The organism is Streptomyces sp. NPDC047085 (assembly GCF_040643735.1).
Lineage (GTDB): Bacteria > Actinomycetota > Actinomycetes > Streptomycetales > Streptomycetaceae > Streptomyces.
This window is the reverse complement of record NZ_JBEYUW010000004.1, coordinates 262,046-278,727: the sequence shown is the minus strand read 5'-3', so window position 1 is coordinate 278,727 and position 16,682 is coordinate 262,046. Positions and strand designations below refer to the sequence as shown.

Annotated in this window: 14 protein-coding genes; 7 read left to right on the top strand and 7 right to left on the bottom strand. The window is 69.4% G+C overall.

Annotated features, from left to right (window positions below):
* Positions 1-159 precede the first annotated feature (159 nt).
* The gene (locus ABZ865_RS16770; protein ID WP_361230427.1) at positions 160-489 is read left to right on the top strand and encodes an antibiotic biosynthesis monooxygenase; all 330 of its coding nucleotides are present in this window, start codon (positions 160-162) and stop codon (positions 487-489) included.
* A 157-nt stretch (positions 490-646) separates the two neighbouring features.
* Here ABZ865_RS16770 and ABZ865_RS16765 read toward each other — a convergent pair whose 3' ends face one another.
* Positions 647-2,104 carry a beta-propeller fold lactonase family protein gene (locus ABZ865_RS16765; RefSeq protein ID WP_361230424.1) on the bottom strand — a complete coding sequence of 486 codons (1,458 nt, stop codon included), beginning with the start codon at positions 2,102-2,104 and terminating at the stop codon, positions 647-649.
* Positions 2,105-2,455: 351 nt separating this feature from the next.
* Positions 2,456-4,738, bottom strand: coding sequence for a (Fe-S)-binding protein (locus ABZ865_RS16760; protein ID WP_361230421.1), 2,283 nt, complete (start codon positions 4,736-4,738; stop codon positions 2,456-2,458).
* A gap of 203 nt (positions 4,739-4,941) precedes the next feature.
* Here ABZ865_RS16760 and ABZ865_RS16755 point away from each other — a divergent pair, with 203 nt between their 5' ends.
* The 5 genes from ABZ865_RS16755 (at position 4,942) to ABZ865_RS16735 (ending at position 10,240) form a co-directional block, all read left to right on the top strand.
* Positions 4,942-5,961, top strand: a complete 1,020-nt coding sequence (locus ABZ865_RS16755; protein WP_361230418.1) for an MraY family glycosyltransferase — start codon at positions 4,942-4,944, stop codon at positions 5,959-5,961.
* A 94-nt stretch (positions 5,962-6,055) separates the two neighbouring features.
* Entirely contained in the window at positions 6,056-7,900 is a 1,845-nt protein-coding gene (gene dnaK, locus ABZ865_RS16750) for a molecular chaperone DnaK (protein ID WP_361230415.1), read from the top strand.
* A complete protein-coding gene (gene grpE / locus ABZ865_RS16745) occupies positions 7,897-8,556 on the top strand; it encodes a nucleotide exchange factor GrpE (RefSeq protein ID WP_361230412.1) in 660 nt (219 codons plus the stop codon). The genes dnaK and grpE overlap by 4 nt, the downstream gene beginning before the upstream one ends.
* Positions 8,557-8,598: 42 nt before the next feature.
* A complete protein-coding gene (gene dnaJ, locus ABZ865_RS16740) occupies positions 8,599-9,777 on the top strand; it encodes a molecular chaperone DnaJ (protein WP_361230409.1) in 1,179 nt (392 codons plus the stop codon).
* 7 nt (positions 9,778-9,784) lie between these two features.
* Entirely contained in the window at positions 9,785-10,240 is a 456-nt protein-coding gene (locus tag ABZ865_RS16735) for a helix-turn-helix domain-containing protein (protein ID WP_361230406.1), read from the top strand.
* Between the two features lie 80 nt (positions 10,241-10,320).
* On the opposite strand, the gene ABZ865_RS16730 is transcribed toward ABZ865_RS16735, so the two are convergent.
* The 3 genes from ABZ865_RS16730 to ABZ865_RS16720 all read right to left on the bottom strand — a co-directional run bounded on the left by ABZ865_RS16730 (position 10,321) and on the right by ABZ865_RS16720 (position 14,218).
* Positions 10,321-12,024, bottom strand: a complete 1,704-nt coding sequence (locus tag ABZ865_RS16730) for a PA14 domain-containing protein (protein WP_361230402.1) — start codon at positions 12,022-12,024, stop codon at positions 10,321-10,323.
* 164 nt (positions 12,025-12,188) lie between these two features.
* Positions 12,189-13,547, bottom strand: coding sequence for a hypothetical protein (locus ABZ865_RS16725; RefSeq protein ID WP_361230399.1), 1,359 nt, complete (start codon positions 13,545-13,547; stop codon positions 12,189-12,191).
* The gene (locus tag ABZ865_RS16720; RefSeq protein WP_361230396.1) at positions 13,496-14,218 is read right to left on the bottom strand and encodes a hypothetical protein; all 723 of its coding nucleotides are present in this window, start codon (positions 14,216-14,218) and stop codon (positions 13,496-13,498) included. Before ABZ865_RS16720 ends, ABZ865_RS16725 begins: the two co-directional genes overlap by 52 nt.
* Before the next feature lie 100 nt (positions 14,219-14,318).
* On the opposite strand from ABZ865_RS16720, the gene ABZ865_RS16715 reads away from it, so the two are divergent.
* Entirely contained in the window at positions 14,319-14,840 is a 522-nt protein-coding gene (locus ABZ865_RS16715; protein ID WP_361230393.1) for a hypothetical protein, read from the top strand.
* 3 nt (positions 14,841-14,843) lie between these two features.
* Here the strand turns inward: ABZ865_RS16715 and ABZ865_RS16710 are convergent, their stop codons facing one another.
* Both ABZ865_RS16710 and ABZ865_RS16705 read right to left on the bottom strand, forming a co-directional pair.
* The gene (locus tag ABZ865_RS16710) at positions 14,844-15,098 is read right to left on the bottom strand and encodes a hypothetical protein (protein WP_361230390.1); all 255 of its coding nucleotides are present in this window, start codon (positions 15,096-15,098) and stop codon (positions 14,844-14,846) included.
* 29 nt (positions 15,099-15,127) lie between these two features.
* Positions 15,128-16,615, bottom strand: coding sequence for a WhiB family transcriptional regulator (locus ABZ865_RS16705; RefSeq protein ID WP_361230387.1), 1,488 nt, complete (start codon positions 16,613-16,615; stop codon positions 15,128-15,130).
* Positions 16,616-16,682: the final 67 nt, after the last annotated feature.

Genomic DNA, 16,682 nt, shown 5'->3' with positions numbered 1-16,682 from the left:
GCCGGCGATCAGGAGACCGGCGGCAAGGGGTAAGGGTTGTACAGGAGTTCGGTAATTTCCGGGGCCGGTGTGATCGCCGGGCCAGTGACGCCGGACGGGGGCGCCGGGCCGGTGACGCCGGTCGCGGAGCCGCGCCGGGATGTCGGGCAGGATGGGTCCATGAGCGTAGTCAAGATCAACGTGCTGACCGTTCCCGCCGAGCAGCGGGAGACCCTGGAGAAGCGGTTCGCGCACCGCGCCCACGCCGTGGAGAACTCCGACGGCTTCGAGTGGTTCGAGCTGCTGCGCCCGGTCGAGGGCACCGACCAGTACCTCGTCTACACGCGGTGGCGGGACGAGGAGTCGTTCCAAGCTTGGCTCGAGGGCCCCATGAAGGCCGCGCACCAGGGCGGTGGTGAGGAGAGCGGCGAGAAGCCGAAGCCTGCCGCCACGGGTTCGACCCTGTGGTCCTTCGAGGTGGTCCAGCAGGCTGAGCCCAAGAGCGCTTAGACCAGCCTGCTGAACGCCGGGCGTGGGACATACCTGTCAGGCATGCCCCACGCCCCTCGCTCCCCGGTACGGTCGGGTGATGTCCGGCGCAGGCCGAGGTCGTGATGTGGCTCTCTGTCTGATCCATGCGCCGTTGGGGGAACGAATTACCGCGGTCTCACTCCGCCAGGCCCGCCAAGGCCATAGCAGGCTGCACCATGTCCTGGACGTCGTCCTGGAGGTCGCTCGGGTCGAGCAGTCCCAGGGCGTCGGCCTTGTCGTAGTGGTACTTCTTGCAGACGGTGGCGGTGGAGGGCTCGTAGGTGTCGTCACCGGCGAACGTAGCGGTGTAGCAGACCTTCTTGTCCTGCTTGCCCGGGGCCTTGCAGGTGGCCTTGCCGTTGCTGTCGGTCGTCTCGGTGCACAGCAGGGTGGAGTCGGTGGTGAAGGTGATGGTCTTGCCTTCAAGGGGCCGGCCCTCGGCGGTCAGCTTGGCCTTCAGGGTGACACCGTCCTTGCCCCAGGCGTCCTTCCCCTTCTTCACCTTCAGGGTCAGGGTGGTCGGGGTGCGCTGGGTGGTGACGGTGCCGATCGCCACACCGAAGGGACCGTTGCCGCCGGGAATGGTGGTGGTGACGGTGTTGGTGGCGGTGTCGATCACCGACACGTCGTTCGACAAGGTGTTGGGGACGTAGGCGCGGGTGCCGTCCGGGGTGATCGCCACGTCATGGGGCAAGTCGCCCGCGGGGATGGTGGTGGTGACGGTGTTGGTGGCGGTGTCGATCACCGACACGTTGTCCGACCGGGTGTTGGCGACGTAGACGCGGGACCCGTCCGGAGTGATCGCCAGGCCCACAGGTCCGCTGCCGACGGTGACGGTGTCGATGACGGTGTTGGTGGCGGTGTCGATCACCGACACGGTGCCTCCGATGAGCTGAAGGTTGGTGACGTAGGCGCGGGTGCCGTCGGGAGTGATCGCCACGCCCACAGGCGCGTCGCCGACGGTGACGGTGGTGGTGACGGTGTTGGTGGCGGTGTCGATCACCGACACGTTGTCCGCAAGGGTGTCGACGACGTAGACACGGGTGCCGTCCGGGGTGACCGCCACGCCACGGGGGCCGTCGCCCACAGCGATGGTGGTGGTGACGGTGTTGGTGGCGGTGTCGATCACCGACACGGTGTCCGAGTCGTTATTGGTGACGTAGGCGCGGGTGCCGTCCGGGGTGACCGCAACGCCCTCGGGGTCGTCACCGACGGGGATGGTGGTGGTGACGGTGTTGGTGGCGGTGTCGATCACCGACACGTTGTCCGAGAGGCCGTTCGTGACGTAGGCGCGGGTGCCGTCCGGGGTGACCGCCACGTCGTTGGGGCCGTCGCCGACGGGGATGGTGGTGGTGACGGTGTTGGTGGCGGTGTCGATCACCGACACGTCGTCCGAGTTCAGGTTGGCGACGTAGGCGAAGGTTCCGGTCTGCGCGGCGGCAGGCGTGGCCACGGCGATCGGAAGGGCCAGGCCCGCCAGGACCGCCACTCCCGTCACCCAGGCCCGCAGCGCCACCCACCATGAAGCCCCGCCCCCGGGATTTCGCCCGGTACCTTCCTGTTCCGGCGCCCCCGAGATTGCGATACCCGACATCAAGACCTCCTGCAGTGCACGGCACCGAAGTGCGTTCCCGTGCTCCGGATGAAGGCGGCGACCGATGCCCTGCCATGGACGTCCGGGATCGCCGCGGCGCTGATCATCGCCGCGGGTGACGTTAAGTGACCTGATCAGCGCAAACCAGGAACCACCCTCTGAAATGAGGCCATACAGGCGAACCGATTACTGCATGTGGTCACCGCCGTCGCTGGTCGAACGGTGGTTCGCCGAACTGGATCGACATTGCCTGGAACGCGGCGTGTTCTGCTCACCGACGGCGCGCCGGGGCATGCGACGGCGCCCCCTGCCTGTGCGGGTCAGGGGGCGCCGTACGTCATGGAGCCGCTGTTACTTCACCGGCTCCGGCTCGGGCTCGCTCGCGGTCTCCGCGTCGTCCGCCGGGTCGGCCGGCGTCTTGACGGAGTCGAGCAGCAGCTGAGCCACGTCCACGACCTGGATGGACTCCTTGGCCTTGCCCTCGTTCTTCTTGCCGTTGACCGAGTCGGTCAGCATGACGAGGCAGAACGGGCAGGCGGTGGAGACGATGTCCGGGTTGAGGGAGAGGGCCTCGTCGACGCGCTCGTTGTTGATGCGCTTGCCGATCCGCTCCTCCATCCACATCCGGGCACCACCGGCGCCGCAGCAGAAGCCGCGCTCCTTGTGGCGGTGCATCTCCTCGTTCCTGAGGCCCGGGACCTTGCCGATGATCTCGCGCGGGGGCGTGTAGATCTTGTTGTGGCGGCCCAGGTAGCAGGGGTCGTGGTAGGTGATGATGCCCTCGACCGGGGTGACGGGGATCAGCTTGCCCTCGTCGACCAGGTGCTGGAGCAGCTGGGTGTGGTGGATGACCTCGTAGTCGCCGCCGAGCTGCGGGTACTCGTTGCCGAGCGTGTTGAGGCAGTGCGGGCAGGTCGCGACGATCTTCTTCGCGGACTTCGGCTTCTTCGACTCGGGCGTGACGTTGCCCTCGTCGTCGGTCTCCTCGCCGAACGCCATGTTCAGCGCGGCGACGTTCTCCATGCCGAGCTCCTGGAAGAGGGGCTCGTTGCCCAGGCGGCGGGCGGAGTCACCGGTGCACTTCTCGTCGCCGCCCATGATCGCGAACTTGACGCCCGCGATGTGCAGCAGCTCGGCGAAGGCCTTGGTGGTCTTCTTGGCGCGGTCCTCGAGGGCGCCGGCGCAGCCGACCCAGTACAGGTACTCGACCTCGGTGAGGTCCTCGATGTCCTTGCCGACGACCGGGACCTCGAAGTCGACCTCCTTGGTCCACTCCAGGCGCTGCTTCTTGGCTAGGCCCCAGGGGTTGCCCTTCTTCTCCAGGTTCTTGAGCATCGTGCCCGCCTCGGAGGGGAAGGCGCTCTCGATCATGACCTGGTAGCGGCGCATGTCGACGATGTGGTCGACGTGCTCGATGTCCACGGGGCACTGCTCGACGCAGGCGCCGCAGGTGGTGCAGGACCACAGGACGTCCGGGTCGATGACGCCGTTCTCCTCGGCGGTGCCGATCAGCGGACGCTCGGCCTCGGCCAGCGCGGCCGCGGGCACCGAGGCGAGCTGCTCCTCGGACGCCTTCTCCTCGCCCTCCATGGTCTTGCCGCCGCCCGCGAGCAGGTAGGGCGCCTTGGCGTGCGCGTGGTCGCGCAGCGACATGATCAGGAGCTTCGGGGAGAGCGGCTTGCCGGTGTTCCAGGCGGGGCACTGCGACTGGCAGCGGCCGCACTCGGTGCAGGTGGAGAAGTCCAGCAGGCCCTTCCAGGAGAACTGCTCGACCTGGGAGACGCCGAAGACGTCGTCGTCACCGGGGTCGGTGAAGTCGATCGGCTTGCCGCCGGACGTCATCGGCAGCAGGGCGCCGAGCGAGGTCTCGCCGTTGGCGTTCCGCTTGAACCAGATGTTCGGGAAGCCCAGGAAGCGGTGCCAGGCCACACCCATGTCGGTCTTCAGGGAGACCACGATCATCCAGGTGAAGGAGGCCGCGATCTTCACGCCGGCGAACAGGTAGGTGAGGTTCTGGAGGGTGGAGACGTCCATGTCCCGCAGCCACGCGACGACCGGGTACGAGATGAAGAACGAGGCCTCGTAGCCGTCGACGTGGTGCTGGGCGCCCTCGAGCGCGTGCAGCATGAAGATGCAGACGCCGACGATCAGGATGATCGTCTCGACGAAGTACGCCTGGCCGGTGTTGGAGCCGGCGAAGCGGGACTTGCGGCCCGCGCCGCCCGGCCGGGTCAGCTGGCGGATGGCGATCAGGACCAGGATGCCGACGACCGTCATGGTGCCGATGAACTCGACGTAGACGTTGTACGGCGCCCACTCGCCGATGACCGGCAGGATCCAGTCGGCCTTGAACAGCTGGCCGAAGGCGTTGACGATCGTCAGCAGCAGTGTGTAGAAGCCGATCGCCACGAACCAGTGCGCGACGCCGACGATGCCCCAGCGGTTCATCCGGGTGTGCCCGAGGAACTCCCGGACCAGGGTGACGGTGCGCTGATAGGGCTCGTTGGTGCGGGTGCCCGCGGGCACGCTCTGACCGAGCCGCATGAAGTTGAAGATCTGCAGGAGGGCGCGGAGGAAGAGGGCCACGCCGACCACGATCAGAACCAGCGACACGATGATCGCGGCGAGTTGCATATCCGGGCTCCTCGGGCCTGCGAGGGAGATTACTAAGCGGTAACTTATGCAGTTCGTCTGAGACTACCCTCATCTTTACTCGCACTGTAGCCAGGTGCGGAGTGATCTGGGTCGCTGAGGGTTGCCTGCATCCGGTGGGCGATCCGCACAATCCGATCGTGTTATTCATACCGAATTGCTACATTCGCGCCTAACTTAGAGCCGTGCTCTACGGGATCACCGCGGCTACCGCCGCCCTCCTCCTCACCGCCGTGCTCGCGGCGGTGCTGCGGGTGCCCGCGCTCAGGGCGGGCATCGTCGACCGGCGGTGGCAGCGGCCCCTGCCGGTGCCCGGGGGAATCGCCGTCGTGTCCGTCACCGGCCTGATCGCCTGGACGGGTGAGTGGACGGGGGTCGTCCCGCTCGGGGACGGGGTCGGCCGGCTGATCGTCGCGGCCGGCGCGGTCGCGCTCCTGGGACTGGTCGCCGACGTGTGGCGGCTGCGCGCGCGGGTGCTCGTCGCCGGTACGGCCGTGGCGGCGGCCTGCGTGGTGCCGTACGACGAGACGGGCGCCGGCGGCGGGATCCTGGCCGTGGGCTGGATCGTCTTCTCGTCGCTCGCCTTCAAGGGGCTCGACCACGCCGACGGGCTCGCCGGGACCGTGGGGGTGGTCACCGCCTTCGGCGCGGGGGCCTGCGCCGCGGCCGAGGTGATGGACGGGCTGGCGGTGCTGCTCAGCGTGTTCGCGGCCGCCCTCACCGGCTTCCTGATGCACAACTGGCGTCCCGCACGGGTCGGCCTCGGCGCCGGCGGCGCGCTGTTCACCGGGTTCCTGCTGTCCTCGGCGGCCGTCTTCACGCGCGCGGGGTACGCGCTCGCGCCCACCGTGGGCGTGCTGTTCTGCCTCGGTGCCGTCGCGGCCGCCGACTTCCTGCTGGTGGTCCTCGCCCGGCGGGCCGCGCGCCGGGGACCGCTCCGGCGCGGGCCCGGCCATCTCGCGCACCGGCTGCGGCGGCTCGGCCTGACCACCCAGGGCGCCGTCGTGGTGCTGGGCGCCGGGTGCTTCGCCGCGGTGCTCGTCGGGGTGCTCGTGCACACCGGCTGGGCGGGGGAGGGAGCCGTGCTCTGGGTGGCCGGTGGGGCCGCTGTCGCCGTCGTCGTACTCCTTCGCATCCCTGTCCAGCAGCCCCGCCGGACCGCGTCTACGCAGGTCAGCGCCCGGTTGCGTGTAAGGAACGGATAAGAGTTGAGTCCGGCTGACTCATGTCTGTTGACCCTGGCGGACGGCTCGTGCACACTTGAGCCTGTTCCACTCAAGTCAGCTGGAGGAATCAACCATGGCACGTGCGGTCGGCATCGACCTGGGCACGACTAACTCCGTCGTCAGCGTTCTGGAGGGCGGCGAGCCCACCGTCATCACCAACGCCGAGGGCGCCAGGACCACGCCGTCCGTCGTCGCCTTCGCCAAGAACGGCGAGGTGCTGGTCGGTGAGGTGGCGAAGCGTCAGGCGGTCACCAACGTCGACCGGACCATCCGGTCCGTCAAGCGCCACATGGGCACCGACTGGAAGATCGGGCTGGACGGGAAGGACTTCAACCCGCAGCAGATCTCCGCGTTCATCCTGCAGAAGCTGAAGCGGGACGCCGAGGCGTACCTGGGCGAGAAGGTGACCGACGCGGTCATCACCGTCCCGGCCTACTTCAACGACTCCGAGCGTCAGGCGACCAAGGAGGCCGGCGAGATCGCGGGCCTGAACGTCCTGCGCATCGTCAACGAGCCGACCGCCGCCGCGCTGGCCTACGGCCTCGACAAGGACGACCAGACGATCCTCGTCTTCGACCTCGGTGGCGGCACCTTCGACGTGTCCCTCCTGGAGATCGGCGACGGCGTCGTCGAGGTGAAGGCCACCAACGGTGACAACCACCTCGGTGGTGACGACTGGGACCAGCGCGTCGTCGACTACCTGGTCAAGCAGTTCCAGTCCGGCCACGGCGTGGACCTGTCCAAGGACAAGATGGCCCTCCAGCGCCTCCGTGAGGCCGCCGAGAAGGCCAAGATCGAGCTGTCCTCCTCCACCGAGACCTCGATCAACCTGCCCTACATCACCGCGTCCGCCGAGGGCCCGCTGCACCTGGACGAGAAGCTCACCCGGGCTCAGTTCCAGCAGCTGACGGCCGACCTGCTCGAGCGCTGCAAGACCCCGTTCTTCAACGTCATGAAGGACGCCGGCGTCTCCATCAACGAGATCGACCACGTCGTCCTCGTCGGTGGCTCCACCCGTATGCCCGCCGTCGCCGAGCTCGTCAAGGAGCTGACCGGCGGCAAGGAGGCCAACAAGGGCGTGAACCCGGACGAGGTCGTCGCCATCGGCGCCTCGCTCCAGGCCGGTGTCCTCAAGGGTGAGGTCAAGGACGTCCTGCTCCTCGACGTGACCCCGCTGTCCCTCGGCATCGAGACCAAGGGCGGCATCATGACCAAGCTGATCGAGCGCAACACCACGATCCCGACGAAGCGCTCCGAGATCTTCACGACGGCCGAGGACAACCAGCCGTCCGTGCAGATCCAGGTCTACCAGGGCGAGCGCGAGATCGCGGCGTACAACAAGAAGCTCGGCATGTTCGAGCTGACCGGTCTGCCGCCGGCCCCGCGTGGCGTCCCGCAGATCGAGGTCTCCTTCGACATCGACGCCAACGGCATCATGCACGTCACGGCCAAGGACCTTGGCACGGGCAAGGAGCAGAAGATGACCGTCACCGGCGGCTCCTCGCTGCCGAAGGACGAGGTCGACCGCATGCGCCAGGAGGCCGAGCAGTACGCGGAGGAGGACCACCGCCGCCGCGAGGCCGCCGAGACCCGCAACCAGGGCGAGCAGCTCGTCTACCAGACCGAGAAGTTCCTCAAGGACAACGAGGACAAGGTCCCGGGCGAGATCAAGACCGAGGTCGAGGCCGCCGTCGCCGAGCTGAAGGAGAAGCTCAAGGGCGAGGACACCGCCGAGATCCGCACGGCCACGGAGAAGGTCGCGGCCGTGTCCCAGAAGCTGGGCCAGGCGATGTACGCCGACGCCCAGGCCGCGCAGGCCGCCGGCGGTGCCGCCGGTGCCGGTGCCGGTGACGTGAAGGACGACGACGTCGTGGACGCCGAGATCGTGGACGACGAGCGCAAGGACGGTGCCGCGTGACGGAGGAGACCCCGGGCTTCGAGGAGAAGCCCGACGTCCCCTCCGGCGCGACCCCCGACGACGCCGAGCCGAAGGCCGCCCCCGAGGAGGGGGCGGCCCCGGCCGGGGACGCACGTGCAGACGCGGGCCTGGTGGCCCAGCTGGACCAGGTGCGCACCGCGCTGAGCGAGCGCACGATGGACCTCCAGCGCCTCCAGGCCGAGTACCAGAACTACCGCCGCCGGGTCGAGCGCGACCGGATCGCGGTCAAGGAGATCGCCATCGCGAACCTCCTGACCGAGCTCCTGCCCGTGCTCGACGACATCGGGCGCGCGCGGGAGCACGGGGAACTGGTCGGCGGCTTCAAGTCCGTCGCCGAGTCCCTGGAGACCGTCGCGGCCAAGATGGGTCTGCAGCAGTTCGGCAAGGAGGGCGAGCCCTTCGACCCGACGATCCACGAGGCCCTGATGCACTCCTACGCGCCGGACGTCACCGAGACGACCTGCGTGGCGATCCTGCAGCCCGGGTATCGCATCGGCGAGCGCACCATCCGCCCCGCGCGGGTGGCCGTGGCCGAACCGCAGCCCGGCGCGCAGACCGTCAAGGCCGAGGACGCCGAGGAGAACACGGCGACCGCCGCCGACGACAAGGAGAACGGTGGCCCGGACGAGGGCTGACGTGAACACCGAGGCGACTCACGGGAAGGAGGGACGTCGGGGATGAGCACCAAGGACTTCATCGAGAAGGACTTCTACAAGGTCCTCGGCGTCCCCAAGGACGCCACCGAGGCCGAGATCAAGAAGGCGTACCGGAAGCTCGCCCGCGAGTTCCACCCGGACGCCAACAAGGGCAACGCCAAGGCCGAGGAGCGCTTCAAGGAGATCTCCGAGGCGAACGACGTCCTCGGCGACCCGAAGAAGCGCAAGGAGTACGACGAGGCCCGCGCCCTGTTCGGCAACGGCGGCTTCCGCCCCGGTCCGGGCGCCGGCGGCGGCTCCTTCAACTTCGACCTGGGCGACCTCTTCGGAGGCGGCGCCCAGGGCGGCGGCGGAGCCGGCGGCTTCGGCGGCGGCATCGGTGACGTCTTCGGGGGCCTGTTCAACCGGGGCGGCACGGGCACGACCCGTACCCAGCCGCGCCGTGGCCAGGACATCGACACCGAGGTCACCCTCAGCTTCACCGAGGCGATCGAAGGTGCGACCGTCCCCCTGCGGATGACCTCGCAGGCGCCCTGCAAGGCCTGCTCCGGCACCGGCGACAAGAACGGCACGCCGCGCGTGTGCCCGACCTGCGTCGGCACCGGCCAGGTGGCCCGGGGCTCCGGCGGCGGCTTCTCCCTCACCGACCCCTGCCCCGACTGCAAGGGGCGCGGCCTGATCGCCGAGCACCCCTGCCTGGAGTGCAAGGGCAGCGGCCGCGCCAAGTCCTCGCGCACCATGCAGGTCCGCATCCCGGCGGGTGTCACCGACGGGCAGCGGATCCGGTTGCGCGGCAAGGGCGCACCCGGCGAGCGGGGCGGACCGGCGGGCGACCTCTACGTGGTCGTACACGTCGGCGACCACCCGGTCTTCGGACGCAAGGGCGACAACCTCACCGTCACCGTCCCGGTGACGTTCGCCGAGGCGGCCCTCGGCGGCGAGGTGCGGGTGCCGACCCTCGGCGGTCCGGCGGTCACCCTGAAGCTTCCGCCCGGCACCCCCAACGGCCGCACCATGCGGGCGCGGGGCAAGGGCGCGGTCCGCAAGGACGGCACCCGCGGTGATCTGCTGATCACCGTCGAGGTGAGCGTCCCCAAGGACCTGTCGGAGAAGGCTCGCGACGCGCTCCAGGCGTATCGCGAGACGACTGCGGGCGAGGACCCGCGGGCGGAGCTGTTCGAGGCCGCGAAGGGAGATTGAGAGCTCCATGGACACACCAGGCCGTCGGCGCAACCCGTACGAACTGACCGAGGAGACCCCGGTCTACGTCATCTCGGTGGCGGCCCAGCTCTCCGGTCTCCACCCGCAGACGCTGCGCCAGTACGACCGCCTGGGCCTGGTCTCCCCGGACCGCACCGCGGGCCGGGGCCGCCGCTACTCGGCCCGCGACATCGAACTGCTCCGCCAGGTGCAGCAGTTGTCGCAGGACGAGGGCATCAACCTGGCCGGCATCAAGCGGATCATCGAACTGGAGAACCAGGTCGCCGCCCTACAGTCCCGCGTCGCGGAACTGCAGTCGGCCCTGGACGGCGCGGCGGCCGCGATGCAACAGCGCGAAGCCGCCGTCCACGCCTCCTACCGCCGCGACCTGGTCCCGTACCAGGAGGTCCAGCAGACCAGCGCGCTGGTGGTGTGGCGGCCGAAGCGGCAGCAGAAGGACTGAGCAGCACACGAAAGCGACAAGGGGCCCGGAGGATCCTCCGGGCCCCTTTCACGCGCTCAGCGCTTTCAGGGTGCCGGCGCTCAGGGCGCGAGAACCGCCGAGGCCCCACCGGGCGCGGACTCGGTGCCGTCGGCCTGCAGGGCGGTCACCCAGTAGAAGTGAGTGGTGCCCTTCGCGGCACCGGCGTCCTCGTAGGAGGTCCCGGCGACGTCCGCCAGCTTCTCGTACACCTTGGTGTCCGGATTCCAGCGGTAGACCCGGTAGCCCGTGGCGTCGGCCACGCCGTTCCATGCCAGCGCGACGCCCGCCTCACCGGGGGTCGCGGTCAGCTGCACCGGCGAACCCTCGGGCGTCGCCACGCTCGGCGTCATGTCCAGCTCGGTCGCGACCACGGCCTCGGCCGGGCCGTTCCACTGGATGGCGGAGTTGTTCGCGTCGTCCACGGCGTCGACGAAGAAGCAGACCTCGTCACCGTCCGGAAGGGCGGTGCGCGTGAAGGAGGTCTCGTCCGGCGAGAGGTACTCGGATCCGGTGCTGTAGCAGGCCTGATCGCCCGGCTCGCCCACCACCTCGCCCCAGAGGACCCGGTAGTACTTAAGATCCGTGGCCGGGTTCTTGTCCCAGGCCAGCTCGAAGCCGTACTCGGTCGGGGTGACGTTCAGTCCGGTGACGAGCGCCGGCGGATCGTTGTCCCAGATCCTGCCGTCCTGGGCCGCGGACCGGGCGGACTCGTTGCCGGCCGCGTCGACGGCCGAGACGCGGTAGTAGTACACGGTGCTCTCGGCGGCCGTGGTGTCCAGGTAGGTGAGCTGGTCCGTGCTGCCGAGCGCCGTGTACGTGCCGTTCTCGCTCGCCGACCGGTAGACGCGGTACGACACCGCGTCCGCGACCTTGTCCCAGCCGACCTTCATCCCGCCCGTACCACCGGCCGGAGTCACCTCACCCGCCGCGGTCACGTTGCCCGGCACACCGGGCGGGGTCCTGTCGACGGTGGTGACTGCCTGGTCCGCTGTCCCCGTCGACTCGTTGCCGGCCTTGTCGTAGGCGCGGACCTCGTAGTAGTAGGTCGCGCCCGTCTTGGGGAGGGTGGAGTCGGTGTACGAGGTGGAGGCGGGGGTGGTCGAGGCGAGCGGCTTGCTGCCGAACGACGCGCCCTTCAGCCGCCGGTAGACCCGGTACCCGGCGAGGTCCATCTCCTTGTTCTTCGCCCAGGTCAGCTTGGCTTTGCCGGTGGCCTGGTCGTACGAGACCGAGGTCCCGGTCGGGACCAGGGGCTTGACCTTGTCGACGTCGGGGGAGGTGCGGGGCGTGTAGGCGAAGGAGACGTTGGCCGTGCCGGTCCAGTTGACGTAGTCGATGCGGAGGGTGTGCTTGCCGGAGGGGATGGTGACGTTGACGGTCTTCTTCACCGTCGTCGACACGTTCTTCCAGAGGTCGACCTTGCGTACGCCGTCCAGGTACACCCGTGTCCCGTCCTGGGTGGCCACCGGGAGGGCGAAGGGTCCGCCGGAGCCGAAGTCGCGGGTGACGGTCCAGCGGACGCCGAAGTTGTCCCGGGGCAGGCCGGTGGCGGGGGCGTTCGTGCCCCAGTTCTGGTCGATCGCGCTGTCGCAGTCGGTCTTCTTCGGGGTGCCGGAGAAGGTGGTGTTCGCGTAGAACTGCCGCTTGTAGACCGGAGAGGTGCAGGTGGTCGCGGCGGAGGCGGGGGCGGTGACCGCGGTCAGCAGGGTGCCGGCGGTGGAGAGCACGACGGCCGTGGCCGCCGCGCGTCTGACTGGATTCATTCGGTCCTCTGGTCGAGTCGGGGTGGCGGCACACGGCAGCCGTCGATCATGACTCGCGGGGAAGGGACTTGGTTGTACGGATCTTTGCCCGCCCTTGAACCTCCCGGGCACATCGCCGATGGTTCGGCATGAGGGTGACCCTTTTCGTACGTCTTGGTGCCGGGTCAGTCGCCCATGCCGATCCCCGGTCCCGGCCGCTCGTGGCCCGGCGGTGGCTGCTGGGGCTGCTGTGCCGGAGCGGAGGGCCGGCTCGCGGGACTCTGCGGGACACCGAGCTGCCACAGGTGCGAGCCGGGGACGTTCGGGGCCGGGGCGGGCTTGGGCGCGGTCGGCTGCTGGGGCGCCGGGGGTTTCGGGTCCCGTTCCGCGTCGACGGACCTCCCCGGGGATGGCGTGGGGCTTTCCGGGCTCGCGGCTGACGCGGTCGTCTCCGGGCCCCGCTCCGGGCGTCGCCAGCGTTCCGGGACGGTCGACCGGTGCTGTACGGCGGTGACGTCGCCCTCCTGTGCCGCCGCCACCGCACGGGCGCGCAACGCGCTCTGCCGGGCGATGGGGGCGAATCCCGGGGCGGCGTTGCCGGTCTCGGAGGGCAGGCCGCGGACGCCCATCGTGTTCAGCTGCCGCTGGATGCCCGACTCCGGCGGGAACACCTCCCGCGGCAGCTGCCAGGAGGCCGCGCCGTCCACGTCCACCCGGTGCTCGCGGCCGTCCACGGAGAAGGTGAGCCCGTAGCCGATGTACTGGTCGTCCCGGTCGAACATCAGGTCCCCGGAGATCTCCCCACCCCGGTCACGCACCTGGTTGGCGAGGTCCTGGAGGGCGGGAGGCAGGGGATTGGTACGGCCGAGGCTGGTGACGTAGCCGTCGGCCTCGACGGTCTTCCGGTTGCCCGCCTCGTCCGGTTCTCCGTGGGGCACGCGGAAGCAGGTCCGGCCGTGCTCGTCCTGGTAGGTCTCGATCGCGTCGACCCGGGTGCGGACGAAGGACAGACGGCCGTCACCTTCCTCGCCGTAGACCTCGAGCATGTTCGGGTACTGGACCTGGTGCCGCAACGCGGGCGGCGGCTCGGCCCCCACGAGCGTGACGCGCGCCTCGGGGTGCCTGCGGAGGATGATCTCCGCGTTGGCCACTCCGGTGCCGCCGGAACCGGCGATGATCCAGTGCTGGGCGGCGCGTGGGTCGAAGCGGTTCTCGGCGACCTCGTCCCCGAGGAGCGCCCGCCCCGGTGCCGCCTCGCGCGCAGCCTCCCACTTCTGGGTCGATTCGAGGGCGGTGAAGCAGTTGTCGATGCGGGTGGCGGCCCCCTCGGGATCCAGACCGTTCTTGAGCGCGGCCTTCCAGGTCGAGGGGTCCAGGGTCTTCAGCAGGGTCCGGGTGTCCGTGCCCCCGCGCTCCGCCTGGACCAGCCACTCGCGCATCTCCCGCGCGCCGGTGACCTGCTGGTCCTCCAGTTCCCTCAGCCGCTCGCCGATCAGCCGTACGGCCTCGCCGCGGCTCTCCACCGGGAACTTGCCCCGTGGCATGCCCGGTACGACCTGAGGAAATCCTTCGATACGACCCTCCGCGCTCGTGCCGCTCTGAGTTCCGTCGTATGCGTCTCTGTCTCGCTCAAGGCGGCCATTGGGCGAAGGCCGCACTGATCGAGAAGAGCCGAGAACTCGGCACGCGCCTCGGCCCGTTGCGGATCCGAGAGCTGTGCGTCCGTGGACCGGGCGGCAAGCCAGTTCAGTTCGCCGATGCGCCCGTGGTCCTGGCTCGACAGCTCGGACTGTTTGCTGACGTCGGACTCCGGTTGCAGAAGGCTCTCGCGCACCGGTGCCAGACCCTGACCGGATCGGTCGCGTACGGCGATCGCGTCACCCAGCTCGTAAGCGAGAACGCGGGTCAGCTGCTCGCTCGGCAGCCGGTCGGACACATGCACGATGTACTGGTCCGACGTCGTGTTCGTCACGGTGCGGGCGAGCACGCCCGTCTCCAAGGGGATGGCGTCCACCCACAGATTCGCCGTACCACCCTGGGCGTCCTCCACCACGAAATAGTCGCGCGGGCTGTCCTCATTCGTCTGAGCCCTGTGTATCGAGGCGAATCGCTCTCCGAGGACGACGGATACCACCGCGCCCAGTTCGCGTTCGGCCGTGGCGATCAGAGTTGCCTGATGGGCGCGCAATTGCGCGTCGATGGCCGCCCCGCTCACGTGATGTTCCTCCCCCGTGCGTTCACGTACAAAGACCTCGAACAGCCCTTAGGATCATGTCATGTTGACAGCGCGCTCCTCGTCCGAAGCACACCTGTACATGGACCTGCATCCCTGTACATGCGGTTCCGGCGACTTCGATCGCCGACACCGCCTGGAACAGCACGGTGACGACATCGTGGCGGTCTACGAGGGCATGTGCCGGGAGTGTGGTGAGAAGCGGTGCTTCGCCTTTCGTATGGCGGAGGAGATCCCGCCGCCTCTGCCCGCGTTCGGTGGCGCGGAGCCCTCACAGATCATCGATCCCGGCGAATTCGCCGAGATTGCCTTCCGGGTCTCCCGATCCGCCGGGCTTCAGCTCCTGAATACGCCGGAGTCCGAGCACTACAAGCTGCGTGACGCGGTCGCCTATAGCGTCGCGGCGTTCGAGGAGATCCTCAAGTTCATTCCGCCCGGCCAGGACGCCGTGCCTGCCGACGCCTTCACCTCCGACATGGGCCGAGCCCGCTACCGGCGTGAGCCGGGCAAATTCGACCGCGACATCCTCGAGATGAACGTCAGGGACGCCAAGGCCGTCCTCGCCGACATCGACGAGGTCAGCACCCCGCGCGACGCCCAGTGAGCCTCAGTCCAGTTGCTCAGTGGACCCGTCCGGATGCACCAGCAGCCGGATGGCGCCTCCGTAGCGGTTGTCGGTGATCGTCGCCGGGGTGGGGGCGCCGAGTTGCTGGGCGCGCTGCTGGAGGATCGAGAGGATGACGTCCTGGATGTCGCCGTAGGGCGGGGCGGTCACCGGGACGCCGTCGATCAGGCCGGCGTTGGGGGAGAAGACATGGACCTTGGCGTCGAGTTCGGCGCCGGGCAGGGGTGCTTCGGTCATCGGGGTCGGATTCCTTCCGGCTCGGCAACTCAGGCGCTCTTCGGCTCGCCCTGATCGGCGTGGCCGTTGTCGTCGGTGTCGTCGGTGTCGTGGGCGCGAGCGTACGTGCCGCGTGAAAGCCGTTGCAGGCGGCCCGACTTGACGAGGGACGACAGTACGTTGCTGATCGTCTTGGCTGGGTCGCCGTAGACGCCCGAGGGCAGGGATCGCAGGACGTCGCGGGCGGAGAACGGGCCGGGGAAGGCTTCCACCGCCTCTTCCACGGCGGCGCGGATGCTGGGGGCGGTGGGGGGACGGCGGTGCGGCCCCGGGACGGCGGCCGTGCCGGTGCCGTCCACGGCGGTTCCGGTCCCGGTGTCGGGCGGCGTCGGGTGCGGCAGCCGGGCGTGAATGTGCTGCAGCGCGGTACGGATCGTCGCCAGGGGAGCTTCATCGGCACCGCTCTCCGCGGCGGCCAGCATCGTCGCGACCTTCTCGATGTTGGCGAGGCCGGTGGCCAGCTCGCCCAGCAACGGGTCCACGAAATCGCGCAGCAGCGCGGCCACGGGATCGGTCGTGGCCAGGTCGAGGGAGACCGAGCCGGTCAGCGGGCGCGGGAGGGGAAGAGCGGCGGCGTCCGGCGCGGCCGGATCCTCGGCGTCCTCGGGGAGCAGCGCCTCGACGGCCTCCCGAACGGCACGGACCTCCTGCAGCATCTCCGGCCGGGCCTTGGTGCCGGGCAGGCTCATGAGCATCGTGACAAGCTGCTCGAGACTGGCCAGTGCGGGCCGGGCATTGCGGATCAGCGGGCCGAGCAGCGTCTGGCGCACGGCCTGGGCGGGATCCTCGTACGAGAAGGAGATCCGTTGCCCGGACTCGGCCCCTGCCATGTCCTGTTTCCCTCTTCTCGTCTGCCCGGGCACCCGGGGCTGTCCGTATGCCGGTTGTGCGTGCATGTGCTCGTGCAACCCCTCCGCCGCCTCCGTCTGGAGGTGCCGCAACGCCCTGGTCCTGGAGGCGAGCTGCTCGTCCTGGAGCAGGTCGAAGGCGTCGAGGATCTGCTCCAGGGAGGGGCCGCCGGGGTGCCGGTCGGCGGTGTCTGAGGCGCCTGAGCGCAGCCTGGTCAGTCGCCGGGACGTGTCGTCGGACCCGTCCGTGATGCGGGTCGGCAGGTCGCCGACGGCGTTGCCGATGCCGAGCGTGCGGCGGATCCAGCGGCGGTCGTCCTGCGTCGTGGCCGCCACATAGCCGTAGGGCTCGACGTGCGCCACGGCGTCCTGGAGGCACTCCGCCCACAACGGGCAGGAGGCGCACAGGTCGCGGGCGGTGCGCAGCAGGACGAGATACCGGTGGCGCTGCGTGGGGGAGGCGTCCGGAACCCCGCCCGCGCTTGCCGGATCCTCCAGCAGAGGGTGCTGGAAAACGTCGGGCCGACGCCGGCAGGGCAGCGCGGCGTCGGGTATGTGCGGCCCCCGTAGCGGCCCGCGCGTTGTCTGCGTGGGCTGCGCGGGCAGCGTCGTATGACCTGCCAAACGCATGTGTGAAGTCCCCCGTGGTGATGCCTGATCGCGAGGGACTCTAAAACACCCGGTCAGACCGCTGCAA

Coding starts and splice junctions, on each gene's coding strand:
- ABZ865_RS16770 (WP_361230427.1), top strand. CDS start 160: ATGAGCGTAGTCAAGATCAACGTGCTGACCGTTCCCGCCGAGCAGCGG.
- ABZ865_RS16765 (WP_361230424.1), bottom strand. CDS start 2,104: ATGTCGGGTATCGCAATCTCGGGGGCGCCGGAACAGGAAGGTACCGGG.
- ABZ865_RS16760 (WP_361230421.1), bottom strand. CDS start 4,738: ATGCAACTCGCCGCGATCATCGTGTCGCTGGTTCTGATCGTGGTCGGC.
- dnaK (WP_361230415.1), top strand. CDS start 6,056: ATGGCACGTGCGGTCGGCATCGACCTGGGCACGACTAACTCCGTCGTC.
- dnaJ (WP_361230409.1), top strand. CDS start 8,599: ATGAGCACCAAGGACTTCATCGAGAAGGACTTCTACAAGGTCCTCGGC.
- ABZ865_RS16735 (WP_361230406.1), top strand. CDS start 9,785: ATGGACACACCAGGCCGTCGGCGCAACCCGTACGAACTGACCGAGGAG.
- ABZ865_RS16730 (WP_361230402.1), bottom strand. CDS start 12,024: ATGAATCCAGTCAGACGCGCGGCGGCCACGGCCGTCGTGCTCTCCACC.
- ABZ865_RS16725 (WP_361230399.1), bottom strand. CDS start 13,547: ATGCCACGGGGCAAGTTCCCGGTGGAGAGCCGCGGCGAGGCCGTACGG.
- ABZ865_RS16715 (WP_361230393.1), top strand. CDS start 14,319: ATGGACCTGCATCCCTGTACATGCGGTTCCGGCGACTTCGATCGCCGA.
- ABZ865_RS16710 (WP_361230390.1), bottom strand. CDS start 15,098: ATGACCGAAGCACCCCTGCCCGGCGCCGAACTCGACGCCAAGGTCCAT.
- ABZ865_RS16705 (WP_361230387.1), bottom strand. CDS start 16,615: ATGCGTTTGGCAGGTCATACGACGCTGCCCGCGCAGCCCACGCAGACA.